Source organism: Streptomyces sp. NPDC111606, from assembly GCF_055656945.1.
Genome location: NZ_JBVKBY010000008.1, coordinates 313,803 through 337,810, shown reverse-complemented (window position 1 = coordinate 337,810; position 24,008 = coordinate 313,803). Strand labels below are relative to the sequence as shown.

Sequence of the window (24,008 nt, the reverse complement as noted above, 5' to 3'; positions counted from 1 at the left end):
CCGCACGGCCCCCCTCGGGAGGGGTGAATCCGATCACAACTCCCATGTGGAGCAAGGGAATCCGTGACTGGAAAGCCCGGATCGAATTTGCGAACCGCCGATCTCTTGTTACCGTTCCATTAGCCCGGTTGCTGGTGCATCCCCCGTCGCCAGCAACCGGGTCTTTCCATGTGCGCAGACCTTTACGGAATGACGTCACATGTCAACGGCCCGTGCTCGCGCCGGAATTGCCCGGTGCGGAGTTGCTCGCGGAACGCAGCAACAGCGCCCCGCCCCCGGCCCGCTCGGCGAACTCCGTGACGGCCGTGTAGGCGCCCGCATCTCCCCGCGTGCGCTCCCGGGGTGTCTCGCAGGTCCCCGGCTCGTCCTCGGCGCCCACGGCGCAGCGCATCTGCAACGTGCGTCCCCCGGGCCCCATGAGGCTCAGCACGGAGTCCAGCGCGCCACCGGTCGCATTGCGGAAGTAGGTGCGCGCCCAGGTGTCCTCGCCCTGTGTGAGGACACAGGTCTGCGCCTCGATGCCCTCGGGCGAGGTGAGTTCGGGACCGCAGCGGACGGCGGTGGCAAGGCCGAGGTCCAGCAGCGGGGTGCCGGTGTCAGCGGCCGACGGCGCCTTGGCGTCGCCGCGAGGGGACGGACGTACGGTGCCGTCCTTCGGGGCGGGCGGGGAGGACCGGACGGCATCACGCGCGGGCGCCCCCACGGCGGCGCGGCCCGCTTCGACGACCTGGCCGGCGGCCGCCCAGGCCAGCGGCAGGGCGACCGCGGCCGCCGCGACGGACGCGAGGGCGATCAGACGGATTCTTCTGTGCTTCGGCCCGCGGCGATGCGATGACGGTGCCCGGTTTCCCCTGGAATGACGCGACATATAGCGGAACATAACGACCGCGCACGTGTGCACCGTTCCGCGCGCGCCGGAGAGCCCTACAACTCGGGCGCGCTCACACCCGTACGAGTGAGGGCCTCGACCACGGCGTCCACCACTGCCTCCACATCCGGCACCCACGGCGAGGCCGAGCCGGGCAGCGGGGCGCGCTGCCAGCTGATGGGGCCCTGGCCCGTCTCGGACGGGGGCAGGGCGATGTAGCCGCCTTCGCCGTGGAAGCGCAGGGAGCCGGGGACGAAGTCCTTGGCGTACAGCAGTTCGCCCAGCTGTTCCATGGAGTACGGCTTCACCAGGATCGCCCAGCGGGCCGGTGAGGCGACGACCGGGCCGAGGCGCATGCCCATGCGGTCGAGTGCGGTGAGTGCGTGAGCGGCCGGCAGGGCGGGCAGGCTGACCGCGCAGGGAGCCTGGCCGCCGGTGGCGAGGATGATCGGCGCCGTCGGCCGGTTGGTCCACCACCAGCGCAGCATGCGCTCGTCGGTGGTGGCCGCGAGGAGGCCGGGGTCGAAGGGGTGCGCGCCGGGCACCGTGCAGTCCGGGTCGGGGCAGCCGCAGCGGGAGTGTCCCTGCGGGTGCGTCGTCACGCCCGGGAGTACGGGCCAGCGCCATTGCGTCGCGAAGGTCAGGGCCGCGCTGATCTGCTCAGACTTCCCGTCACCGCGCAGGAGCCTGCGTCGCTTTCCGAGGATCTCGCGCATGAGCGCTCGTTCCTTTCCGTTGCACCGCTGGCAACACCGTGGTCCACATCACACCATGTGTCGATCACTTCACTGTGCGTACCTGTTGGCGCATCACACCCCTGCAATGAGCAAGGGGAACCCCTATGGGTCGAGCGTTGGCTGCGTCCGCGGCAGCCTCGTCCATACTGCGTCTACCAAAAGCATGGGCGTGGCGTGGGGTGGCGAAGTCTGGCGTTTTGCCGTCGCGCGTATTTCTCTTCGCCTCCGCCACGGGAGGATGGGGCACGATCGTCAGTGGCTAAGACGCCCGGGTCCGTCACCAGGTTCCGGGTGGTTGTCCACCACCCCTGGCCTTCACCGAGTACGTACCCATCACGACCGCTGTGACGCTCCGTCGAGCGAAACCAGTCGACCGCAATACCCCGTTCCCTGAGGCAGTTTTAAGCCAACTTTGCCTTTACGCAAGAGGTCTACCAGGAGTGTTCGGGTGACCCACGGACACCAGGAATCCCGGCAGGACAATGCTGGACATCCCCTTACGAGTGCGTGTACATGTGGAGACACTGCTAGCGGCGCAGAATGACATGGGGGTTTGCGATGCTTTTGAGCAATACGCACCGGTCGGAAAGCCGGACGCCATGAACGCCCCTCACCCTTCGAAAGTGGCCGGAATCGATTCCACGGTTCCCTCGCCCGCACACACTGTCGCGCCCGCGCCCGGGGCCTCGGGAACCCCAGCGGTTCCCCCACCGAACCCGCCGGGCGCAGTGCTTCAGGACCGTCTCGCCGGTTGGGTCTCGGACCTCACGACGCTCCATGAACTCACCGAACGCCTGGCGCGCACGAACGCACTCGACGACGCCCTCCAGGAACTGCTGCGCGCCGGATCCGCCCTCGTGGGCGCCCGGCGCGGTCTTGTCGTCCTGGAACCCGCCGACGGCCTCGGCCCGGACACGACCATCGGGCTGGGCCTCGCGCGCGCCGACCTCGGGCACATCGAGACCGTGCCGCGCAGCTCCCTCTCGTACGGCAGGATCCTCGACGGGCTGCCCGGTGGCGACGGCGAGATCGCCGAGCCCGACCTGTTCGCCGGGGACAAGCTCGACCCCCGCCACCGCGAGGTGGCCGCCCGCCTCGGCTACGCCGCGAGCTATGCCCTCCCTCTGTCCACCGATGCCGCCGGCCGCCTCGGTGCCGCCGTTTGGCTGTACGACGAGCCCGCCGAACCGGTCGAGCGCCAGCGCCACCTCGTCGGCCTGTACGTCCGCTACGCCACCGAGCACCTGGCCCGGCTCCTCGAGGTCGAGCGCACGCGCACGGCCATGAGGACGATGGCCGAGGAGCTGCTCCCCTCCCGTCTGCCCCGCATGGCCGGCGTCCAGCTCGCCGCGCGGCACCGCACGGGCCCTCGCGGGGGCGGTGACTGGTACGACGCGCTGCCGCTGCCGGACGCCGCGCTCGGCCTCGCGGTCGGCTCGGTGACCGGGTCCGGGCCCAGCGCGGTCGCCGCGATGGGCCGGCTGAGGGCCAGCCTGCGGGCGTACGCCGTGATGGAGGGCGAGGACCCGGTCGCGGTCCTGTCCGACCTGGAGCTGCTGCTCAGACTCACCGAGCCCGCCCGCTCCGCCACCGCCCTGTTCGCCTACTGCGAGCCCTCCCTGCGCAAGATCACGCTCGCCGGTGCCGGGCACACCCCGCCGCTGCTGATCGGCGATCGGCGCACGGAGTTCGTGGAGACCTCCGTGTCCGCCCCGCTGGGCATGCTGGCGTGCTGGGAGGCGCCGAGCGTGGAGCTGCTGGCGGAAGCCGGAGAGACGGTTCTGCTGTACACCGACGGGCTGCTGCACCGCACCGGCGACCCCACCGACCGCGCTTTCGCACGGCTGCACTCGGCGGCGGCCGGGGTGCCGCGGGCGATCCGGCACGACCCGGACGCCGTCGTCGACCACGTCCTGCGGACCGTGCTGCCGGACGGGGTGGACCGGGCGGACAGCGAGGAGGACGTCGTCCTGCTGGCTGCGCGCTTCGAATAGCGGCCCGTGGCCCGTCGGTCACTCACCCATAACAGGCACGTGGCCTGCGCCATAGCAGTGCCCGGCACCAGGTCCTGCGCTCCTGGGCCTTGCTCGGTACGACCGTATGATGGACGGGGTCCAGTGCCGTATCGAGGAGGATGACCGCCGTGGCAGAAGAGTTCTCGGAGACCCCGGAGACTGCCGAAGAAGAGCCCATCAAGCAGCGCAAGAACGGCCTCTACCCGGGCGTGTCCGACGAGCTTGCCGAGAACATGAAGTCCGGCTGGGCCGACACGGAGCTGCGCGGCCTGGAGCCGATCCCGCAGGCCGCCGAGACCGCCGTGCGACGCGCCGCGCTGTCGGCGCGGTTCCCGGGCGAGCGGCTGGTGATCCCCGCGGGCAACCTGAAGACGCGCTCGAACGACACCGAGTACGCCTTCCGGGCGTCGGTCGAATACGCGTACCTCACCGGCAACCAGACCGAGGACGGTGTGCTCGTCCTCGAGCCCGCCGCCGACGGTCACAAGGCGACGATCTATCTGCTGCCGCGCTCCGACCGCGAGAACGGTGAGTTCTGGCTGTCCGGCCAGGGCGAGCTGTGGGTCGGCCGCCGGCACTCGCTCACCGAGGCGGAGACGCTGTACGGCATCCCCGCTTCCGACGTGCGCGAGCTGGCGGACGCGCTGCGTGAGGCCACCGGCCCGGTGCGGGTCGTCCGTGGCTTCGACGCCGGCATCGAGACGGCGCTCACCGACAAGGTCACCGCCGAGCGCGACGAGGAGCTGCGCGTCTTCCTGTCCGAGGCCCGGCTCGTCAAGGACGGGTTCGAGGTCGGCGAGCTGCAGAAGGCCGTCGACTCGACCGTGCGCGGCTTCGAGGACGTGGTGAAGGTCCTCGACAAGGCCGAGGCGACTTCCGAGCGCTACATCGAGGGCACGTTCTTCCTCCGCGCGCGCGTGGAGGGCAACGACGTCGGCTACGGCTCCATCTGCGCGGCCGGTCCGCACGCCTGCACCCTGCACTGGGTGCGCAACGACGGGCCCGTGCGCTCCGGTGACCTGCTGCTGCTCGACGCGGGCGTCGAGACGCACACGTACTACACCGCCGACGTCACGCGCACGCTGCCGATCAACGGGCGGTACAGCGAGATCCAGAAGAAGATCTACGACGCCGTGTACGACGCCCAGGAGGCCGGAATCGCGGCCGTGAAGCCGGGCGCGAAGTACCGGGACTTCCATGACGCGTCGCAGCGGGTGCTCGCCGAGAGGCTCGTCGAGTGGGGGCTTGTCGAGGGGCCCGTCGAGCGGGTGCTGGAGCTCGGGCTCCAGCGGCGTTGGACGCTGCACGGGACCGGGCACATGCTCGGCATGGACGTGCACGACTGCGCTGCCGCGCGCGTGGACTCGTATGTCGACGGCACGCTGGCCGCGGGCATGGTGCTGACCGTCGAGCCGGGGCTGTACTTCCAGGCCGATGACCTGACGGTGCCGGAGGAGTACCGGGGAATCGGTGTGCGGATCGAGGACGACATCCTGGTGACCGAGGACGGGAACCGGAATCTGTCGGCCGCGCTGCCTCGCCGGTCGGACGAGGTCGAGAGCTGGATGTCCTCTCTGAAGGGCTGATGTTTGGTCGATGGCCGGACACCGAGGGGGTGTCCGGCCATCAGTGGCCGGTCGCGCAGTTCCCCGCGCCCCTTCAGGGAGTTGGTGTGGACCTGCATGTAGAACTCGTCGCCGTGGAAGGGCGCCGCGCGGGACTGGAGCGTGCCCTGCGCGACGCTGTACGGGACGGGCGGCTCAGCCCTGGCGCGCGGTTGCCCGCGACTCGGCGCCTCGCGGACGAACTCGGCATCTCGCGGAACACCGTCAAGGCGGCGTACGACCAGCTTGTCGCCGAGGGGTATCTCACCGCTCGGCAGGGGGCCGGTACGCAGGTCGCCGCTTTGCCGCCCATCGACACCGAACCGCCGGAGCCCGCCGCACGCGCGCGTGTGCCGCGTTTTGATCTGCGGCCCGGGAGTCCGGACGTGGGGACGTTTCCGGCGGCTGCCTGGCTGCGGGCGTTGCGCAGGGCCATCGCCGCGGCGCCCTCACCGGCGTACGACTACGGCGATCCGCGCGGGCGCATCGAGCTGCGGAGCGCGCTGTCGGGGTATCTGGGGCGGGCGCGCGGGGTGATCGCTCCGGCGGAGCGGATCGTGATCACCTCCGGGTATGTGCAGGGGCTGGCGCTGCTCACGCGTGTGCTGGAGGGCGGCACGTTCGCGATGGAGGACCCCGGGCTGCCGTTCCATCGGGAGGTGGTACGGCGAGGCGGTGGCGACGTGGTGCCCGTTCGGGTGGATGAACGAGGCGCTTGTGCCGAGGGGTTGGGGGGCTGTGACGCCGTTGTCGTCACGCCCGCGCATCAGTATCCGACCGGCGTGACGCTGCACCCGGAGCGGCGGCGGGCGCTCACCGACTGGGCACGCGCGCGTGGGGGCTTGATCGTCGAGGACGACTACGACGGGGAGTTCCGCTACGACGGCCGGCCCGTGGGCGCATTGCAAGGGATGGCGCCGGGCCAGGTGGTGTATCTGGGCACGGCCTCAAAGACGCTCGGGCCCGCGCTGCGGCTCGGCTGGATGGTGCTGCCGCCGCACCTCGTCGACGCCGTGGCCGACGCCAAGCTGCACAGTGACCATCACACCGAGTCCATCGGCCAGTTGGCGCTCGCCGAGCTGATCGACAGCCATGCGTACGACCGTCATGTGCGCGCCTGCCGGCTGCGGTACCGGCGGCGCAGGGACCAGCTCGTGGAGCGGCTGGGGGCGCGTCGGCGGGTGCGCGGGATCGCGGCCGGGCTGCATGCGCTGGTGGAGGTCGCCGACGAGGCGCGGGTGCTGGCGCGGGCCGAGGAGGAAGGGCTCGCGGTGGGGCATCTGGGGGAGCACTGGCATGCGCCGGGCAGTGGTGAAGGGCGGCCGCAGGGGCTGGTCGTGGGGTACGGGACGCCTCGGGAGCGGGTGTATCCGGAGGCGTTGGAGGTGCTGGGGAGGGTGTTGGAGGGCGGCTGAGAAGAGCGTGCCGGGGGTGTGCCTGGGGATGGCCGGTCGACGCCGATTGGGCCACTGAATCGGCTCATGATTGGTGCTACTGAGCAGCCCACTGCGTTTCTAGTGTCGTAGGCATGACGCACTCGCTCGTCCCGCCCGCCGGTCCGCAACGCGTCCTGGCCCTCGCCCAGTTGAGCAACTCGGTCGGGGACGGGGCCTACTACACGACGTCCGCTCTCTATTTCACCCAGGTCGTCGGCCTCGACCCCGCGCGCGTGGGACTCGGGCTGACCGTCGGCTGGGCAGTCGGATCACTGGTCGGGGTTCCGCTGGGGCGGCTCGCCGACCGGCGCGGCGCGCGCGGTACGGCCGTGCTGCTGGCCCTCGCGACGGGGCTCGCGGTGGCGTCCTTCGTGGCGGTACGCGGATTCGTGCCGTTCGTGCTGGCCGCGTGCGGGTACGCGGCCGCGCAGTCCGGGCTCGCGGCGGCCCGGCAGGCGCTGCTCGCGGGGCTGGTGCCGGCCGCGGAGCGGACCGGGCTGCTGGCGCATCTGCAGTCGACGCTCAACGCCGGTCTCGCGGTGGGTGCCGGGCTGGGCGGGCTGGCACTGCACGCCGGGACACGGGCGGCGTATCTCGGGGTGTTCGCGCTGGACGCGGTGAGTTTCCTGCTGTGTGCCGGGCTGCTGCTGCGGCTGCCCGCCGTGCCGCGACCGGCGCTTGTGCCGGTGCCCTTGCGGAAGGGACGCAGCATCGGCGTCCTGCGGGACCGTCCGTACGCCCTCGTCGCCTTGCTCAACACGATCCTGTTGCTGCGGCTGCCCCTGCTCAGCCTCGTGCTGCCGCTGTGGATCACTCGTAGGACCGAGGCGCCCGCCTGGCTGGTCTCCGCGTTGTTCGTGCTCAACACCGGTGCGGTGATGCTGTTCCAGGTCAGGGCGGCGCGCGGGGTGACCGGGCTTGGCACCGCCACGCGCGCCGTGCGCCGAGCGGGCTGGGTGATGCTCGCCGCGTGCGTGGTGTTCGCCCTGTCGGCGGGAGCGTCCCTGTGGGTGGCTGTCGGCGTTCTGGTGGTTGGCGCGGTGCTTCAAGTGGTTGCCGAGATGGGGCAGTCGGCGGGTTCCTGGCAGCTGTCCTTCGACCTGGCTCCCGAGGGCCGCGTCGGCGAGTACCAGGGCCTGTTCGGAACCGGCGTCACCGTCGCCCGCACCCTCGGCCCGCTGCTGCTCACAGCCCTGCTGGTGGAGTGGGGGACACCGGGCTGGCTGCTGCTGGGCGGGGCGATGCTGGCCGCGTCCTACGCGATGGGACCGGCGGCACGGTGGGCCGCCGGTCGCCGGGCCGGGGAGGACCGCGTCAGGCAGCCCGCGCTCGTGCCGTGACGGGCAGGGCGTCCAGGAACAACGCCCCCGCGAGGAGCCCCGCACTCCCCCGCGGGCTCCACGCGCGTGCGTGCAGGTCGGCGTCGAGGGCCGCCAGGGCCTGTGCGCCCACCGCCGTGTACGTGCCGCCCGCCTCCAGCACTGCGCGGGCGCCCGCCTGGACGTGCCGCAGTCCCATCGGGCCCGCGGTGTAGAGGAGTTCGGTGTCCTGGAGGGTGGACATCACGGTGAGCAGGGCGTTCAGGCGGGCCTGTTCCTCCGTGGCGCCGGCCGCGCGGGCTGCGGCGAGCGCATCCGACGCCCGCCGTACGTGCGGGAATCCGGCCCGCGCCTCGCCCCGCGCCCCGGCGGCGCCGTACTGCGCGGACACCGAGGAGCCCCGGGACGGTCTGCGCGGGGCACGCTTGTCGGTGTGGGCGGCGATGCGCTTGGCGGTCGCGGCGACGTCCCGTGCCCCGCCCCGGGGGTCGAGTGCCGCCGCGGCGACCAGCAGGCCGAGCGTCCACAGGGCGCCCCGGTGGCCGCCGCCCGCGAGGTGCGCCGAGTGCTCGGCGCACCGGGCGATCGCGCCGAGTTCGCTGCGGAGCCCGGGCGTCGGCTCGCCCGTGCGCCGGGCCGCGGCCGCCATCGCCGCAAGGCCCGGCGTGAGCGCCTTGGCCGACCAGCGCAGCATGCCGTGGTCCCGACGGGTGACGCGGGCGCCCAGGTCGCGCGGGTCGGGCAGGCCCGGCTTGGGAGCCAGGGCCAACTGCCCGGTCAGCGCGGTCACGGCGGCCTGCGCCAGTTCCTCGTCCTCGCGACTGCTCATGGCCGTATCCCTAGGAGGAGGCCGAGGCCGACGGGGTGGCGCTGGGCGCGTCGCCAGGGGCGCCGCTCGGGGCGCCGCTCGGGGGCGTACCGCCACCGCCGCTGCCCGCGCCGGTGTTCTCGGCGTCCGGGTCGACGCCGATGGTGAGGGAGCCCTTGTAGCCCTTGGACGGGTCCTTCTTGTGGACGGCCTTCAGGGTCAGCAGGCCGCTGGAGGCGCCGCCGCCGTCGTAGACCATGTCGTCGTCGAGGGTGGTGTAGCTGCCGGAGTGCCTCGAGTACGGCTCCAGCGTGAAGATCTCCTCGGCGATCGCGTCGTCGAAGAACAGCTGGCCGGTGTAGTTGACCTTGCCGCCTTCGTACGTGCCGTCCTCCTTCCGGCCGCCGGTGTGCACCTTGAGGTGGATGTGGCAGGTGCGCGGGGTGTACCAGCCCGGGAAGATCGTCTCGAACTTCACGACCCCGTCGGCGTTGGCGATCTGGTACCCGCGCAGATAGGTGTTGTCGTTCGCGGTCGAGCCGTCCTCGCTCTCGGCGGGCGCGGACCCACCGGGGTTGGCCGTGGTGTAGCCGGAGTAGTAGCCCCAGGCGTCGCAGTGCCAGATCTCCACGGCGGCGCCCTTGACCGGGGTGCAGCCGTCGGTGGCGTCCACGACGGTGAGGCGCAGCGTCAGCGGTACGCCGCTCTTGCCCTCGGTGATGTCCTTTCGCACCAGGGCGTCGTCCAGGTAGTACGGCCCTTCGGTGACGCTCGACATCAGCGTCATGCAGGAGCCGGCGCTCTCCGAGGCGGTCGTGGTGGCCGTCGCCGCGGCGTCGGTCGCCGTCGTGGCCGTGTCGGCGAAGGCCGCCTGATAGCCCGCGACGGCGAGCCCGCCCGCCGCGACCGTGCCACCGGTCACCACGATCGCGCGGCGCCGGGTGATCGACTTGTCCGTGTGGTTTCCCGTCATGGCCAGGAAGTTAGGGATGCCCCCCGTCAACAGCGTGGGGTGGCACTGTGCGGGGGCTGTGAGTCCTGAGGAAGCTGAAGCCTGCGGGTTCGCCGCGGAGGCACGTCGGGTCAGAGAGCCGGCGCGCTTCCCTTTTGTTGAGGTATGTCGTGAATACGAGTGTGGGGTGATGCTCAGTCGGATACTCGTGCGCAATGGCACGGACACTGAAACGGCACGTAAGGCACGACGAGCACAGCGCGACCGGCAAGACGGCCGAGACCGCGCGGGCACCTGAGGCCGGGCCGGACGAGCAGGTGGAGCAGCGGGCTCCGGACACTCCGACGGACCTGCCCAAGCGCTCCTGGGGGGCGGTGCTGAAGGGCACCTTGAAGGAGTTCAAGAAGGACGAGCTGACGGACCGGGCCGCAGCGCTCACCTACTACAGCATCCTTGCGCTGTTCCCGGCGCTGCTGGCGCTGATCTCCCTGCTCGGGGTCGTCGGAGAGTCGGCGACCCAACAGGTGCTGGACAACATCCAGAAACTCGCCCCGGGCGCGGCGCGAGACGTCCTGACCAGCGCGGTGCAGCAGATGCAGGGCAACGCCGGCCTCGGCTCGGTCATGGCGATCGTGGGTCTGTTGCTCGCAGTGTGGTCGGCCTCCGGCTATGTCGCCGCCTTCATCAGGTCCGCCAACGCGGTGTACGACGTCCCGGAGGGCCGCCCGGTGTGGAAGGTGCTGCCGGTGCGCGTCGGTGTGACCGTGGTGCTGATGGTCATGGCGGTGATCAGCGCGGTGATCGTCGTGTTCACCGGCGGCCTGGCCCGCCGGGTCGGCGACACGCTGGGGGTCGGCGACACAGCGCTCACGGTGTGGTCGATCGCGAAGTGGCCCGTGCTGGTGCTCCTGGTCACGATCATGATCGCGATCCTGTACTGGGCGACGCCCAACGCGAAGGTGCGCGGCTTCCGCTGGATCACGCCGGGCAGCTTCCTGGCGCTGGTGATCTGGATGATCGCCTCGGCCGGGTTCGCGCTGTACGTGGCGAACTTCGCCTCGTACAACAAGACCTACGGCACCTTCGCCGGAGTGATCATCTTCCTGGTGTGGCTGTGGATCACGAACCTGGCCATCCTGCTGGGCCTGGAGTTCGACGCCGAGCTGGCCCGCCAGCGCGCCGTCGCGGGAGGTCACACTGCCGACGACGAGCCGTACGTGCAGCCGCGCGACACCCGCAAGTGGGACGAGGAGGACCACCGGCGGCTTGAATCCTGAACCGGTGGCCCCGACTTACGGCCTGTTCCCCCACGCCCCGCACCCCTCGCCACCGCCACTACACCGCCATCAGCGACGGGTCCTTCTTCCACTTGAGGATCTTGTCGAAGCTCACCACCGCCCCGCCCCGGCCCGGCTTGTTGCCGAACTGGACGTGGTCGGCGAGTTCCTCGATGAGGCAGAGCCCCCGGCCGTGCTCCGCGTCGGTGGTCGCCGGGCGGGGTGCGCGCAGCGGTGCGGTGAAGCCGGGGCCGGAGTCGGCGACCTCGATGTGGCACTTCTCGCCGTCCAGGTACGCCGTCACGCGGTACGCCTGCGGGGAGCCGTCGGGCATGGTGTCGCCGCCGTGCTCAACGGCGTTGGCGCAGGCCTCGCTGAGGGCGACGGAGAGGTCGTAGGACACATCGGGGTCGACGCCCGCGGTCTCCATGGTGCCGATCAGCAACCGCCGGGCAAGGGGCACGCTCGCAGCTTCGCGCCGCAGATGGAGTGACCACCAGATGCTCATGCTCCAGCCTCCTGGCCGCGGCTCGACATACCGTTACGTATTGCCACGAGTGCCCATCGGTAAGCACATCACTGACGTGATGCCGCCCATATGGTCGATGCGCCCACGCGGGAATCGGTGTATGTGGGGGCGGCCCACACCAGAGGGTGACCTACCGGTCGTACGGCCCCAATGACCCGTACTGCCCCTATGCCCCGTACGTCCCCTACCGCTCGTATGTCATCTTGCGGACCTGCCGTATGGCGGCCATAAGGCCAGTGCGATGATGACCCCGCCATGACTGCCCCCCACCCGCGCACGGTGCGCTCCGGGAGTGATCTCCGGATACTGCGGGCCGCGGTGTTCGCCGCGGTCTGCGTCGTGCTGGCCGGGGTCGGGCATGTGCTGGGCTCCTGCGCCACGATCCCGCTGTGGACGCTGGGCGCGGGGTTCCTGGGAGTCCTCCTGGTCACGGTGCCGTTCACCGGGCGTGAACGCTCGCTGCCCGGGATAGCCGCGCTGCTCGCGGCGGGTCAGACCGTCCTGCACACGCTCTTCGGGCTGGGGCAGCACGGGGCGAGTGCCGGTGCGGCCACCGGGTCCTCCGCCACGTCCGCCTCCCTGTCGGACGCCGCACTTGTGGAGCAGGCCGCGCGGCTCGTCTGCGGGACCGCCGCGGCGGCCATCAGCCCCGCCCAGGCCCAGCGACTCCTCACCGAGGCGCGGCTGAGCCCGGCCACCGGGGCGCACGCCTCCCACCCGTCGTCGGACGCCATGTCTGCCGCCACCGACTCCTCCGCATCGCTGCTGCCGTCCCTGCCCATGGTGCTCGCCCACATTCTCGCGGCGGTCGTCGCGGGGTGGCTGCTGCGGCGCGGGGACCTGGCCCTGCTGCGGATCGCCGAGATGTCCGCGGTGTCGGCGCATGTGGTCGCCGAGGGGGCTCTCGTACGTTCCCTGCGCGGGGCGCTCGCACTGGTGCGCGCCCTGCGTGCCGGGCTTCCGGGCGCGCCCGAGGCGGGCCCGCGACTCCCGCGCGCCGAGACGCTCGGGCGGTCCGCACCCCGCACCGTCGCCCTCCAGCACACGGTGATCAGGCGCGGCCCGCCGGCCGCCGCGTTCGTCCTCGCCGCCTGACACGACGCGACCGCCACTCCACCGAGGTGGGGATGAGGGCCGCCGTCGTGCGGCACGCGCGCGTGCCTGCGTGCACCGATCGCGGGAAGAGGGGCTTTCGCTCGGACCTCTGGACTTCCCGGAGGGTCACCTCTTTTCCGTCTGATCGGGCACCCCCGCGCACGCGTACTCCTCTTCACCACCGGAATCCCGATCTCACTCACAGTGGAGTGCTCAGCATGAAGGCCTCTCGTATCGCCGCCGTCGGCGCCCTCGCCGGCACGACCGTGCTCGTCCTGTCCGTCCCCGCCTTCGCCCACGTCAGCGTGCAGCCGGAGGGCACCGCCGCCAAGGGCGGTTACGCGGTGGTCGACTTCAAGGTCCCGAACGAGCGCGACGACGCGTCGACCACCAAGCTCGAGGTCACCTTCCCGACCGACCACCCGCTTGCCTCCGTGATGCCGCAGCCCGTGCCCGGCTGGAAGGCCGAGGTCACCAAGTCCAAGCTGGACAAGCCGCTGGAGATGCACGGCAAGAAGATCACGGAGGCCGTCAGCAAGGTCACCTGGACCGCCGACGGCAAGGGCGTCGAGCCCGGCTTCTTCCAGAAGTTCCCCGTCTCCGTCGGCACCCTGCCCGAGGACGCCGACGAACTCGTCTTCAAGGCCATCCAGACGTACTCCAACAAGGAGGTCGTGCGCTGGATCGAGGTGCCGCAGGAGGGCCAGGAGGAGCCCGAGAACCCGGCGCCGGTGCTCGAACTGTCCGCCGCCGAGGAGGGCCACCACGGCTCGTCGTCCTCCGACAAGGCCTCCGCCGAGGCTTCCGACTCCGACGACGCCGAGGCCGCCGCCGCGAAGACGGACGCCGCCGAGCCCGCCGACAGCAGCGACACCACGGCCCGCGTGCTGGGCGTGGTCGGCATCGTCGTCGGCGCGCTGGGCGTGGCGTACGGCGTGATCGCCGGCCGTCGGCGCACCGACGCCTGACGGCACCTTCGGTTCACGGCGCGCGCCGGGGCACGCCCCCGGTGCGCGCCGGAGCTCACACAACTGGGACATTTTCTATGCGTACGAAGACCCGTAAGAAGACCTTTGCCGCGGCCGCCCTGCTCGCCGCCGCCACCCTCACCCTCTCCGCCTGCGGCAACGGTGACGACAGCGCCGAGCCCGTGACCGTGGTCTCCGAGGAGGCCGGCTCGGACAAGGCCGCCATCGTCCTCGACAAGCCGTTCGAGAAGCCGGACCTGGTCCTCACCGACACGAACGGCAAGAAGTACGACCTCCGCAAGGAGACCGAGGGCAAGCCGACGCTGATCTACTTCGGCTACACCAACTGCCCCGACGTGTGCCCTCTGACGATGAACAACGTCGCCGTCGCCAAGAAGCAGCTGCCCAAGGCCGAACAGGACGAGCTGCGCGTGGTGTTCGTCACCACCGACCCTGAGCGCGACACCGCGGCCGCGCTCGGCAAGTGGCTCAAGGGCATCGACCCGCAGGTCGTGGGCCTGACCGGCGATTTCGACACCATCCAGGCCGGCGCCCGCACACTCGGCATCTCTCTCGAGCCGCCGCACAAGGACAAGAACGGCAAGATGGTCTCGACCCACGGCACGCAGGTCGTCGCGTTCTCGCCGAAGACCGACGCGGGGTACGTCCTGTACACCGAGTCCGCCACCGTCGACGACTACACCAAGGACCTCCCCAAGCTGATCAAGGGGGCGAAGCCGTGAGGCGGTTCGCCCCGGTGACCTTGGTGCTGACCGGAACCCTCGTCCTGGCGGGCTGCGGCTCCGGCGATTCCCAGGACGACTCCAAGGCCGAACTGTCCGTCGGCGGTGCCTACATGCCGCAGCCGGTCTCCGACTCCATGGCGGCCGGTTTCCTGACCGTCACCAACAAGGGCGGTACGGAGGACGAGTTGACGTCCGTCACCAGCGACGTCGGCGACGTGACCGCCCACGAGACGGTCGGATCGTCGATGCAGGAGGCCAAGGACGTCGCCGTCCCCGCCCACGGTCAACTCGTGTTCAAGAGCGGTGGCAGCCATCTGATGTTCGAAAAGCTGAAGCGGAAGCCGAAGCAGGGCGAGAAGGTGACCGTGAAGCTCCACTTCGCCGAGTCCGGCACGGTCACCGTCGAGATGCCGGTGAAGTCCGCCACGTACAGCCCGAAGACCGGACACTGAGGGAGAGATCGCCTTGACCCAGACCATCGCCCCCCGCGTCCGGACCCTGGTGCTGCTGCTCCTGGCCGCCACCGGTCTGCTCCTCGCCGGTGCCGGGCCGGTCTCCGCGCACGCCGCGCTGACCGGCAGCGACCCCCAGCAGGGGGCGGTGGTGGACAAGGCCCCGACGCAGGTCTCGCTGACCTTCTCCGAGGGGGTCGCCCTCTCGAACGACTCCCTGCGCGTGCTCGATCCCAAGGGCAAGCGCATCGACCGCGGCGACCCGGCCAACGTCAGCGGCACGACGTACGCCGTGAAGCTCCACAGCGGCCTGCCCGACGGCACGTACACCGTCACCTACCAGGTGGTGTCCGAGGACAGCCATCCCGTCGCCGGCGCCTACACCTTCTCCATCGGCGCGCCCTCCCAGACGACCGTCTCGGTCTCCGACCAGGAGGCGGGGGGCGGTGTCGTCGGCTGGCTCTACGGGTTCGGGCGGTACGTGTCGTACGCCGGATTCATCGTCCTGGTCGGCGGTGCCGCCTTCGTGCTGGCCTGCTGGCAGCCCGGGTCGGGGGTGCGGGCGCTGCAACGGCTCGTCGTCACCGGATGGCTGGCCCTGACCGCCGCCACGCTCGGACTGCTGCTCCTGCGCGGCTCGTACACGAGCTCCGGGAAGGTCGGCGACGTCTTCGACCTGGACCTGCTCGGGCAGGTGCTGCAGACCAAGACGGGTGCGGCACTGGTGTCCCGGCTGCTGCTGCTCGCCGCGGCGGCACTGTTCATCGCCGTGCTGTTCGGGGCGTACGACAAGCGGGAGGACGAGGAGAAGCGGGACCTGACCTTCGGACTGGCCATCGGCGGGACCGTCGTGGCGGCGGGGCTCGGGGCGAGCTGGGCGATGTCCGAGCACGCCTCGACCGGGCTCCAGGCCGGGATCGCGATGCCGGTCGACATCCTGCACCTGCTGGCCGTCGCGAGCTGGCTCGGCGGGCTGGTCGCGCTCCTCGTCGCGCTCTACCGGGCGCCCGCGGACACCCCGCTCCCCGGGTCGGCCGTACGACGGTTCTCGCGCGTCGCCTTCGGCAGCGTGCTGGCGCTGGTCGCGACCGGGATCTACCAGTCGTGGCGGCAGCTCGGATCGTGGTCGGCGTTCACCGGCACGCGGTACGGGCAGTTGCTGCTGGTCAAGATCGGGCTCGTGGTCCTGCTGGTGGGGATCGCCTGGATCTCGCGGCGCTGGACTGCGCGGCTGGCGGAGACGGTCGTGGCGAAGCCGAGGGAGGCGACGGAGGACTCCGACGGCGAGAAGGAGCACGCCACGGCCCAGGCCGGTGCGTCCGCCTCCACGTCTGCCGCCGCTTCCGGCAAGAAGGGCGCCTCGGCCTCGGCCGCGGCCGCCGGCAAGAAGGACGGTGGCTCCCAGCGAGCCGCCCAGCTCGCCCGGCAGCAGGCCGCGATCGACACGGCACGGCAGAAGCAGGAGCGGGACGCCGATCCGAACCGGTTCGGACTGCGCCGCTCGGTGCTCGCGGAGGCGGGCGTCGCCGTCGTCCTGCTCGCCGTCACCACGATGCTGACGTCGACCGAACCAGGGCGTACGGAGGAGGACGCGCGGGCTGCCACGTCGTCCTCGTCGGCCGAGGCGTCGTCGGCCGGTGCGCTGACGCTGGACATGTCCTTCGACACCGGGGGCGAGGACGGCAAGGGCGTCGTACGCGTCGACCTCGATCCCGCGCGTGTGGGCGGCAACGAGATGCACGTCTACGTGCAGCGCCCCAACGGCCGCGCCTTCGACATCCCCGAGGTGAAGGTCGCCTTCACCCTCGAGTCCCAGGACATCGGGCCGCTGCCCGTGGTCCCGGACCACATCGCCACCGGACACTGGTCGGCGAGCGGAGTGCAGATCCCCGTGGCGGGCGAGTGGAAGATCACCGTGACCGTGCGGACCTCCGACATCGACCAGACCACCGTCTCCAAGAACGCGCAGATCGGCTGAACCTCACCATGGCTGACCAGTCCATTCCGGAGGCCCGTACTCCCAAGACTCCTGCGACTCCCGAGTCGGCGCCCAAGGGCGAGACGGCACTTAATGGCGGCGTTTCCGAAAGCGCCACCAGTAGGGAGGGCCTGTCGCGGCGGCGGCTGCTCGGGACCGCCGGTGCGACCGGGCTGGTGCTCGGTGCGGCGGGTGGGGCCGTGGGCTATGCGGCGAGGCCGGCCGAGGCGACGCCGCTCACCTCGCTGGGAGCCGATCAGGTGATGTTTCACGGGAAACATCAGCCCGGCATCCTCCAGGCACTCCAGGCGCGCGGCCACGTCGTCGCCTTCGACCTGGCGGCGGGCGCGGGCCGCAAGGAGGCGGCTGCGTTGCTGCGCCGATGGTCGCAGACGGCTCGGCGGCTGATGGCGGGCGAGGCGGCCCAGCAGGACGACACGGATGTCGCCCGGGACGCCGGGCCGTCGTCGCTGACGATCACCTTCGGCTTCGGGCACAGCTTCTTCGCGCGGACCGGCCTGGAGAAGCAGCGTCCGGTCTCCCTGGATCCGCTGCCCGACTTCTCCTCGGACCAGCTCGACAAGGCGCGCAGCAACGGTGACCTGTGGGTGCAGATCGGCGCCAACGACGCCCTGGTCGCCTTCCACGCCCTGCGCGCGATCCAGAAGAACGCGGGCAAGGCAGCCAGGGTGCGCTGGCAGATGAACGGCTTCAACCGGTCGCCGGGTGCCACCGGGCACCCGATGACCGCGCGCAACCTGATGGGCCAGATGGACGGCACGCGCAATCCGAAGCCGACGGAAGCCGACTTCGACAAGCGCATCTTCGTGCCGGAGTCCGGCTCGAAGGACCCGGCCTGGATGGCGGGCGGCTCCTACGCCGTCGTACGCCGTATCCGCATGCTGCTCGACGACTGGGAGCAGCTCTCGGTCAGGGCGCAGGAGGACGTCATCGGACGCCGCAAGTCCGACGGGGCGCCGCTGTCCGGGGGCGCCGAGACGGCCGAGATGGACCTGGAGAAGACGGACAAGGCAGGGAACCTGGTCGTCCCCATCAACGCCCACGCGCGTATCACCCGGCCCGACCAGAACGGCGGGGCGGCGATGCTGCGGCGCCCGTTCTCGTACCACGACGGCATCGACGCGGACGGGGTGCCCGACGCGGGGCTCCTCTTCATCTGCTGGCAGGCCGACCCGCTGCGCGGCTTCGTCACCGTCCAGCGCAAGCTCGACCGGGGCGACGCGCTGTCGAAGTACATCCGGCACGAGGCGAGCGGGCTGTTCGCAGTGCCGGGCGGGGCGGCGGAAGGGGAGTACGTGGGGCAGCGGCTGCTGGAGGGGTGATGTCGGCCCCCGGCCCCTCGACCCCTCGGCGGCTCGGCCTCCGGACGACCCTTGCGGCGGCCGGGTGAGATGTGCACGCCGCGTTTCGCAAGGCCCATTAGGGTGAGGTCATGCCAGCCAGCTATGCCTATCTCGGCCCCGAGGGCACCTTCACCGAAGTCGCCCTGCGCACGCTTCCCGAGGCCGCGACCCGGGAGCTGATCCCGTACGTGTCGGTGCAGTCGGCGCTCGATGCGGTGCGCGTCGGCGAGGCCGAGGCGGCTTTCGTGCCGATCGAGAACTCCGTCGAGGGCGGGATCACGACCACGCTCGACGAGCTGGTCGCGGGCGCGCCGCTGATGATCTACCGCGAGGTGCTGCTGTCGATCACGTTCGCGCTGCTGGTCAGGCCCGGCACGAAGCTGTCGGACATCAAGACGGTCTCCGCGCACCCGGCCGCCCAGCCGCAGGTGCGCAACTGGCTGAAGCGGAACCTCCCGGACGCCCACTGGGAGTCCGCCGCCTCGAACGCGGACGCCGCGCGCCTGGTCCAGGAGGGCCAGTACGACGCCGCCTTCGCGGGCGAGTTCGCGGCCGCCCGGTACGGCCTGGAGGCCCTGGAGACCGAGATCCACGACGCGGAGAACGCCCAGACGCGGTTCGTGCTGGTGGGCCGGCCCGCCCGGCCCGCTGCGCCGACCGGCGCGGACAAGACGTCCGTCGTGCTGTGGCAGCGCGACGACCATCCCGGCGGGCTGCGCGACCTCCTCGGTGAGTTCGCGACGCGCGGCATCAACCTGATGCTGCTGCAGTCCCGGCCGACCGGTGCGGGCATCGGCAACTACTGCTTCTGCATCGACGCCGAGGGGCACATCTCCGACCGCCGGGTGGCCGAGGCGCTGATGGGGCTCAAGCGGATCTGCCTGGGGGTGCGGTTCCTGGGCTCGTATCCGCGCGCGGACATGCAGCCGGGGGATGTGCAGCCGCCGCGCCTCGGGACGTCGGACGAGGAGTTCGTGTCAGCGGCGGACTGGGTGGCGCGGTGCCAGGACGGGCGGTTCTGAGCGGCCCCTCGACGGCCGGTGCCGGCTGGCTCCCGCGAAGGTTTCCGGCCAGTACTACCAGCGTATTATCGTTATCCACAGAGGTTATCCACAGGTACTCATCTCGACCTGGGGACAAGTCGACAGACAAGCATGAGTCTGTCGATAAATCGCTCTCCAGGTCCTCTCGACGTCCACCATCGCGCCAGTCACCCTTCGTCCACTCTTTTCCTTTGGGCAATCCTTTGGGGCGACCGCTTTCCACTCGAAAGTGCGGATGGTCAGGGTTTGTCCTGGGAATCCTCGACTCAGGCGGCACGTTACGGAGTGATCAATTCCGGCGTCCACAGTCCATCCACACACCCTGTGGATAACTCTTCGAGGGCTGGGGATCCCTGTGGACAACCGCGACCCAAGTCCCGTTCTCCACAAGGGAATCGAGTCAACCGGCCGCCTCCCGCCTGCCCCGTTCCAGGGAGTGAGACACCTTTTATTGACACGATTAGCAATTCCCCCATAACGGTACGTAAGCCGCAGTCCGGAATAGCGAGTCGTGGGCTGTCACCCCTCCCCGGTAGCCTTGAGCGCGTGATTGACCTTCGCCTGCTCCGTGAGGACCCCGACCGAGTGCGCGCCTCGCAGCGCGCCCGTGGAGAGGACGTCGCGCTCGTCGACGCCCTCCTGTCTGCCGACGAGCGGCGCAGGTCGTCCGGCGTCCGCTTCGACGAGCTCCGTGCCGAGCAGAAGCAGCTCGGCAAGCTCATCCCCAAGGCCTCCGCGGACGAGAAGGCCGAGCTGCTCAAGCAGGCGAGCCAGCTCGCCGCCGACGTCAAGGCGGCCGACGCCGAGCGCGACGCGGCCGACACCGAGACCCAGGAGCTGCTCCTCCAGCTCGGCAACCTCGTCCACCCGGACGTCCCGGTCGGCGGCGAGGAGGACTTCGTCACGCTGGAGAAGCACGGCGAGATCCGTGACTTCACGGCCGAGGGCTTCGAGCCGAAGGACCACCTGGAGCTCGGCGCGCTCCTCGGCGCGATCGACGTCGAGCGCGGCGCGAAGGTCTCGGGCTCGCGCTTCTACTTCCTCACCGGCGTGGGCGCCCTTCTGGAGCTCGCTCTCGTCAACGCGGCGATCGCCCAGGCCACGGCGGCAGGCTTCACGCCGATGCTGACCCCGGCGCTGGTCCGCCCCCAGTCGATGGCCGGCACCGGATTCCTCGGCCAGGCGGCCCAGGACGTCTACCACCTCGCCAACGACGACCTGTACCTGGTCGGCACCTCCGAGGTCCCGCTCGCGGCGTACCACATGGACGAGATCATCGACGCCGACAAACTGCCCCTGCGCTACGCGGGCTTCTCGCCCTGCTTCCGCCGCGAGGCCGGCTCGCACGGCAAGGACACCCGGGGCATCTTCCGCGTGCACCAGTTCGACAAGGTCGAGATGTTCTCGTACGTCGACCCGGCGGACTCGCAGGCCGAGCACCAGCGCCTGCTGGAGTGGGAGAAGCAGTGGCTGACGTCCCTGGAACTGCCGTTCCGGGTCATCGACGTCGCCTCCGCCGACCTCGGCTCCTCGGCCGCCCGCAAGTTCGACTGCGAGGCGTGGATCCCGACGCAGGGCAAGTACCGCGAACTGACGTCGACCTCGGACTGCACCGAGTTCCAGTCCCGCCGGCTGTCGATCCGCGTCCGTGACGGCAAGCAGGTCAAGCCGCTGGCCACGCTCAACGGCACGCTGTGCGCCGTCCCGCGCACCATCGTGGCGATCCTGGAGAACCACCAGCAGGCCGACGGTTCCGTCCGGGTCCCCGAGGTGCTGCGCCCGTTCCTGGGCGGCCGGGAGGTCCTGGAGCCGGTCGCCAAGTGAGCGCCGGTTTCCCTTACAAGCTGATCGCGACCGATCTCGACGGAACGCTCCTGCGCTCCGACGAGTCGGTCTCGCAGCGCACTCGTGACGCCCTCACCGCCGCGACCGCCGAGGGTGCCGCGCACATCGTCGTCACGGGCCGGGCGGTCCCCTGGACCCGCCACATCCTCGACGACCTCGGCTACCAGGGCCTCGCCGTCTGCGGCCAGGGCGCCCAGGTCTACGACGCCGGCGAGCACCGCCTGCTGACGTCGGTGACCCTGGACCGTCAACTGGCGGGCGTGGCACTGGCCAAGATCGAGGCGGAGGTCGGCCCGCTGTTCCTGGCGGCGAGCCGCGACGGCCTGGACGGCGATGTGCTGGTCGGCCCCGGCTACGCACTCACGGGCAAACTCCCGTCCACCCCGTTCACGGAAGCGTCGGATCTGTGGTCCGCCCCCCTGAACAAGATCTACATTCAGCACCCTGAGCTCTCCGACGACGAGCTGGCCGAGGCCGCCCGTAAGGCCGCGGGCGGCTTCGTCACGGTGGCGATGGCCGGCGAGGGCATAGTGGAGCTGCTCCCGCTGGGCCTCTCCAAGGCCACGGGTCTCTCCCTGGCAGCCCGCCGCCTGGGCCTGAAGGCCGCCGACACCATCGCCTTCGGCGACATGCCGAACGACATCCCGATGTTCGCCTGGGCGGCACATGGCGTGGCCATGGCCAACGCCCATGTCGAACTGCGAGCGGTGGCGGACGAGGTGACGTCCTCCAACGAGAAGGACGGGATCGCGGTGGTGTTGGAGGGGTTGCTGGGCTGAGGGCGCGGATGCCGGCAGCGGCTGAGGGTGCGGATGCCGACGGGTGCCTCTCGGCAGGCACGGCAAGCACCGGTCCGACGCCGGCTGGTGCCCCGTCGGCTGCCCGGCCGACGTCGGCTGGGGGCGCCTCGGTGCGGCGGGCGGCGACTCTCGGCGGCTGGGCCAACGCCCACTGCGGGTTACCGGCCGACACCGGCCCGCGCTTGCCCAGCCAACGCCGACTCGCGGGTGCCGGGGTGACGCCCACTCCCGGTTGCTGGGCCTACCCCGGCTTGGTCTTGCCGAGCTGACGGCCACATCTCCCGATCGTCGGGCCGATGCCTGTTCGTCCATGCGAGGTCGGCGGTGGCCGACGGCTGGCGGCTGGCGGCTGGCGGCTGGCGGCTGGCGGCTGGCGGCCGTTCCTTACGTGGCTGTCGGCCCACATGCCCGCACGCCGGAGCCGACATACACGCGCGGCGTCCGCCGGTCGTGCCGGCCCGCAGCAGGCGGCCTTGGCCGCTTCGGCCGCCGAAGCCCGCGGGCATGCGTGCCGCCCGGGGCCGCACGGGTGGGCGCGGGCGGCACCCCGGAATGCCGGGCCGGGCAGCCAACCCATCAGCTGCAGCGCCGACCGCCTTCTCAAGGCCCCCAGCGCTGGCACACACGGCCAAGCCCCAGTGGCAACGTCTCGCGGAGGATGCACGAATCGAACGTGCGCGGGCCGTTCAGACCCGACCACGGTTTAGCAAACCGGTGCCTTACCACTCGGCCAATCCTCCGGGTGGGCGACCCACGCGAGAGCGACATCGCGTGCTCGAAGCGGCCGCCCCGGGCAGCTCCCCATGCGGTACGGACTCGACGGAGGGGTAGCGATTACTCCGGAGCCCGCCGCGGACTGCCCTGACGGGAGCTGGACGTACTGTCGTGCATGGACATCGTCCTGCTCCTCTCCCAGCAAGTGGCGCCGAACTCACCGTCCGGCGATGTGGACACAACCACTGTGCCTGTACGGAGAGTTGGGCGCCACCGATTAACCAGGCCCCCCGGAAGGACGCGGGGAAGACGCCGTACGCCCCTTACCGGCGGCGCCACTTGCGACGGCGCCCCTTGCTGAAGAACCATCCGGCAGGCGGCTCGTCCGAGCGCCACGGCTGCGGCTCGGGCTCCTCACGACGCCAGCGCGCAGCCAGCATCCGGGCCCGGGCGGACGGCTCGGCGATGTCGGCCGCGCGTGTGAAGTCGTCGTCCAGGACCAGGCTGTCCCAGGTGTCGTCCCCGGACCGTTCGCGATCCCCGTGCTGCGACATGCCGCCTGCCATCCCTGTCCTCCAGTTCGTGCAGTGCACCCCGGTGCATCCCCTTTGCCCAGTGTGCCCGGACAGAGGTGAAGCCCCCGTCAAAAGCGGGCCCCCTCAGGGGCCCGCCTCTTTACATGTCACCGGCACCGGCACCGGCGCGAGCGACCTGTCTCAACCGCGCGCCGGCGCCCGTCACTCCTCACCGGCGAGCGTCAGCGACCGCAGCTTCTGTCCCGCGTACCAGGTCGCAAGGACTGTCACCACCGCCAGCAGCACCGTCGCGGTGGGCAGGGCGACGTCCGACGTCACCATGTCCCCGCCGGCGACCTTCTGCGCCACCGCCAGCGCCCACTGCTGGACGCTCAACGTGCGCGCACCCGGCACCAGGGAGCCGAACAGGGCCTCCCAGACGAGCGCGTAGACGAGCCCGAAGACCACCGCGTGCCGGGACACCGTGCCGAGCAGCAGGAAGAGCGCGGCGTATGCGATGGAGGCGACCAGCGCGGCCACCGTGTAGGCGACGGCGATCTGCTGGCCGTTGCCGTTGAGGATGAAGCCCGCGATGAAGGTGGGCAGCGCCGAGAACACCATCGTCACGGCGATCGCGACGATCAGCTTGGTGAAGATGATCGTCGGCCGTTTCACCGGCTTGGACAGCAGATACACCACCGAGCCGTCGTCGATCTCGGGTCCGATCGCGCCGGTTCCGGCGATGACGCCGATGATCGGCACCATGGTGGCGAGCGCCAGCCCGCCGAGCAGGTCCGACGCCGTCTGGTCGTCGGCTCCGGCGAGGCCGCGCACCACCACCGAGATCCCGATGAGCAGCAGCGGCAACGCGCCGAGGATGAGGGCCCGGCGACGGCCGAGCAGGGCCCGGTAGGTAAGTCGGGCGACTGTGGGGTCGTACATC

21 protein-coding genes and 1 tRNA gene are annotated in these 24,008 nt (G+C 70.9%); 14 read left to right on the top strand and 8 right to left on the bottom strand.

Going from position 1 to position 24,008, the window contains the following annotated elements; translation table 11 throughout:
- Nucleotides 1-202: 202 nt before the first annotated feature.
- Nucleotides 203-868 (bottom strand): hypothetical protein, encoded by a 666-nt coding sequence (locus tag ACZ7M7_RS28355; RefSeq protein WP_383608161.1) that lies wholly within the window; start codon nucleotides 866-868, stop codon nucleotides 203-205.
- A gap of 56 nt (nucleotides 869-924) precedes the next feature.
- Complete coding sequence (locus ACZ7M7_RS28350) at nucleotides 925-1,584, bottom strand: bifunctional DNA primase/polymerase (protein ID WP_369272102.1); 660 nt, start codon at nucleotides 1,582-1,584, stop codon at nucleotides 925-927.
- A gap of 503 nt (nucleotides 1,585-2,087) precedes the next feature.
- Between ACZ7M7_RS28350 and ACZ7M7_RS28345 the strand changes: the two genes are divergently transcribed.
- The 4 genes from ACZ7M7_RS28345 (at nucleotide 2,088) to ACZ7M7_RS28330 (ending at nucleotide 8,000) form a co-directional block, all read left to right on the top strand.
- Entirely contained in the window at nucleotides 2,088-3,599 is a 1,512-nt protein-coding gene (locus tag ACZ7M7_RS28345) for a PP2C family protein-serine/threonine phosphatase (protein WP_383608164.1), read from the top strand.
- 149 nt (nucleotides 3,600-3,748) lie between these two features.
- Nucleotides 3,749-5,206 carry an aminopeptidase P family protein gene (locus tag ACZ7M7_RS28340; RefSeq protein WP_472121455.1) on the top strand — a complete coding sequence of 486 codons (1,458 nt, stop codon included), beginning with the start codon at nucleotides 3,749-3,751 and terminating at the stop codon, nucleotides 5,204-5,206.
- An 86-nt stretch (nucleotides 5,207-5,292) separates the two neighbouring features.
- Nucleotides 5,293-6,639, top strand: coding sequence for a MocR-like pyridoxine biosynthesis transcription factor PdxR (gene pdxR, locus ACZ7M7_RS28335; RefSeq protein WP_472121452.1), 1,347 nt, complete (start codon nucleotides 5,293-5,295; stop codon nucleotides 6,637-6,639).
- Between the two features lie 113 nt (nucleotides 6,640-6,752).
- A complete protein-coding gene (locus tag ACZ7M7_RS28330) occupies nucleotides 6,753-8,000 on the top strand; it encodes an MFS transporter (protein WP_472121449.1) in 1,248 nt (415 codons plus the stop codon).
- Here the strand turns inward: ACZ7M7_RS28330 and ACZ7M7_RS28325 are convergent.
- Together ACZ7M7_RS28325 and ACZ7M7_RS28320 are read right to left on the bottom strand one after the other, a co-directional pair.
- Nucleotides 7,975-8,808, bottom strand: a complete 834-nt coding sequence (locus tag ACZ7M7_RS28325) for a triphosphoribosyl-dephospho-CoA synthase (RefSeq protein WP_472121446.1) — start codon at nucleotides 8,806-8,808, stop codon at nucleotides 7,975-7,977. The two genes, ACZ7M7_RS28330 and ACZ7M7_RS28325, sit on opposite strands and share 26 nt — an antisense overlap.
- A 10-nt stretch (nucleotides 8,809-8,818) precedes the next feature.
- A complete protein-coding gene (locus tag ACZ7M7_RS28320) occupies nucleotides 8,819-9,760 on the bottom strand; it encodes an intradiol ring-cleavage dioxygenase (RefSeq protein ID WP_472121443.1) in 942 nt (313 codons plus the stop codon).
- Nucleotides 9,761-9,954: 194 nt separating this feature from the next.
- On the opposite strand from ACZ7M7_RS28320, the gene ACZ7M7_RS28315 reads away from it, so the two are divergent.
- Nucleotides 9,955-11,016 carry a YihY/virulence factor BrkB family protein gene (locus ACZ7M7_RS28315; protein WP_383628907.1) on the top strand — a complete coding sequence of 354 codons (1,062 nt, stop codon included), beginning with the start codon at nucleotides 9,955-9,957 and terminating at the stop codon, nucleotides 11,014-11,016.
- A gap of 58 nt (nucleotides 11,017-11,074) precedes the next feature.
- On the opposite strand, the gene ACZ7M7_RS28310 is transcribed toward ACZ7M7_RS28315, so the two are convergent.
- Nucleotides 11,075-11,524: an ATP-binding protein gene (locus tag ACZ7M7_RS28310; RefSeq protein WP_328426228.1), complete on the bottom strand. Its 450-nt coding sequence runs from the start codon at nucleotides 11,522-11,524 to the stop codon at nucleotides 11,075-11,077.
- Nucleotides 11,525-11,800: 276 nt separating this feature from the next.
- Between ACZ7M7_RS28310 and ACZ7M7_RS28305 the strand changes: the two genes are divergently transcribed.
- The 9 genes from ACZ7M7_RS28305 to ACZ7M7_RS28265 all read left to right on the top strand — a co-directional run bounded on the left by ACZ7M7_RS28305 (nucleotide 11,801) and on the right by ACZ7M7_RS28265 (nucleotide 21,815).
- On the top strand, nucleotides 11,801-12,640 hold the full coding sequence (locus ACZ7M7_RS28305; RefSeq protein WP_472121440.1) for a hypothetical protein: 840 nt from the start codon (nucleotides 11,801-11,803) through the stop codon (nucleotides 12,638-12,640).
- A gap of 218 nt (nucleotides 12,641-12,858) precedes the next feature.
- Nucleotides 12,859-13,608, top strand: coding sequence for a YcnI family copper-binding membrane protein (locus tag ACZ7M7_RS28300; protein ID WP_451167625.1), 750 nt, complete (start codon nucleotides 12,859-12,861; stop codon nucleotides 13,606-13,608).
- A gap of 77 nt (nucleotides 13,609-13,685) precedes the next feature.
- Complete coding sequence (locus ACZ7M7_RS28295) at nucleotides 13,686-14,351, top strand: SCO family protein (RefSeq protein WP_472121436.1); 666 nt, start codon at nucleotides 13,686-13,688, stop codon at nucleotides 14,349-14,351.
- The gene (locus tag ACZ7M7_RS28290; RefSeq protein ID WP_472121433.1) at nucleotides 14,348-14,806 is read left to right on the top strand and encodes a copper chaperone PCu(A)C; all 459 of its coding nucleotides are present in this window, start codon (nucleotides 14,348-14,350) and stop codon (nucleotides 14,804-14,806) included. The genes ACZ7M7_RS28295 and ACZ7M7_RS28290 overlap by 4 nt, the downstream gene beginning before the upstream one ends.
- A 13-nt stretch (nucleotides 14,807-14,819) precedes the next feature.
- The gene (locus ACZ7M7_RS28285) at nucleotides 14,820-16,784 is read left to right on the top strand and encodes a copper resistance CopC/CopD family protein (protein ID WP_472121430.1); all 1,965 of its coding nucleotides are present in this window, start codon (nucleotides 14,820-14,822) and stop codon (nucleotides 16,782-16,784) included.
- An 8-nt stretch (nucleotides 16,785-16,792) separates the two neighbouring features.
- On the top strand, nucleotides 16,793-18,127 hold the full coding sequence (gene efeB, locus ACZ7M7_RS28280; RefSeq protein ID WP_472121427.1) for an iron uptake transporter deferrochelatase/peroxidase subunit: 1,335 nt from the start codon (nucleotides 16,793-16,795) through the stop codon (nucleotides 18,125-18,127).
- 110 nt (nucleotides 18,128-18,237) lie between these two features.
- Nucleotides 18,238-19,170 (top strand): prephenate dehydratase, encoded by a 933-nt coding sequence (gene pheA, locus ACZ7M7_RS28275; protein ID WP_427843662.1) that lies wholly within the window; start codon nucleotides 18,238-18,240, stop codon nucleotides 19,168-19,170.
- A gap of 567 nt (nucleotides 19,171-19,737) precedes the next feature.
- Nucleotides 19,738-21,015, top strand: coding sequence for a serine--tRNA ligase (gene serS, locus ACZ7M7_RS28270; protein WP_383608192.1), 1,278 nt, complete (start codon nucleotides 19,738-19,740; stop codon nucleotides 21,013-21,015).
- On the top strand, nucleotides 21,012-21,815 hold the full coding sequence (locus tag ACZ7M7_RS28265) for an HAD family hydrolase (RefSeq protein WP_472121424.1): 804 nt from the start codon (nucleotides 21,012-21,014) through the stop codon (nucleotides 21,813-21,815). The genes serS and ACZ7M7_RS28265 overlap by 4 nt, the downstream gene beginning before the upstream one ends.
- A gap of 673 nt (nucleotides 21,816-22,488) precedes the next feature.
- Here the strand turns inward: ACZ7M7_RS28265 and ACZ7M7_RS28260 are convergent.
- The 3 genes from ACZ7M7_RS28260 to ACZ7M7_RS28250 form a co-directional block, all read right to left on the bottom strand.
- Nucleotides 22,489-22,576: transfer RNA gene (locus ACZ7M7_RS28260), tRNA-Ser, on the bottom strand.
- A 297-nt stretch (nucleotides 22,577-22,873) separates the two neighbouring features.
- Nucleotides 22,874-23,116 (bottom strand): SGM_3592 family protein, encoded by a 243-nt coding sequence (locus tag ACZ7M7_RS28255; RefSeq protein WP_472121421.1) that lies wholly within the window; start codon nucleotides 23,114-23,116, stop codon nucleotides 22,874-22,876.
- Nucleotides 23,117-23,287: 171 nt separating this feature from the next.
- A complete protein-coding gene (locus ACZ7M7_RS28250) occupies nucleotides 23,288-24,007 on the bottom strand; it encodes an ABC transporter permease subunit (protein WP_369272118.1) in 720 nt (239 codons plus the stop codon).
- Nucleotide 24,008: the final 1 nt, after the last annotated feature.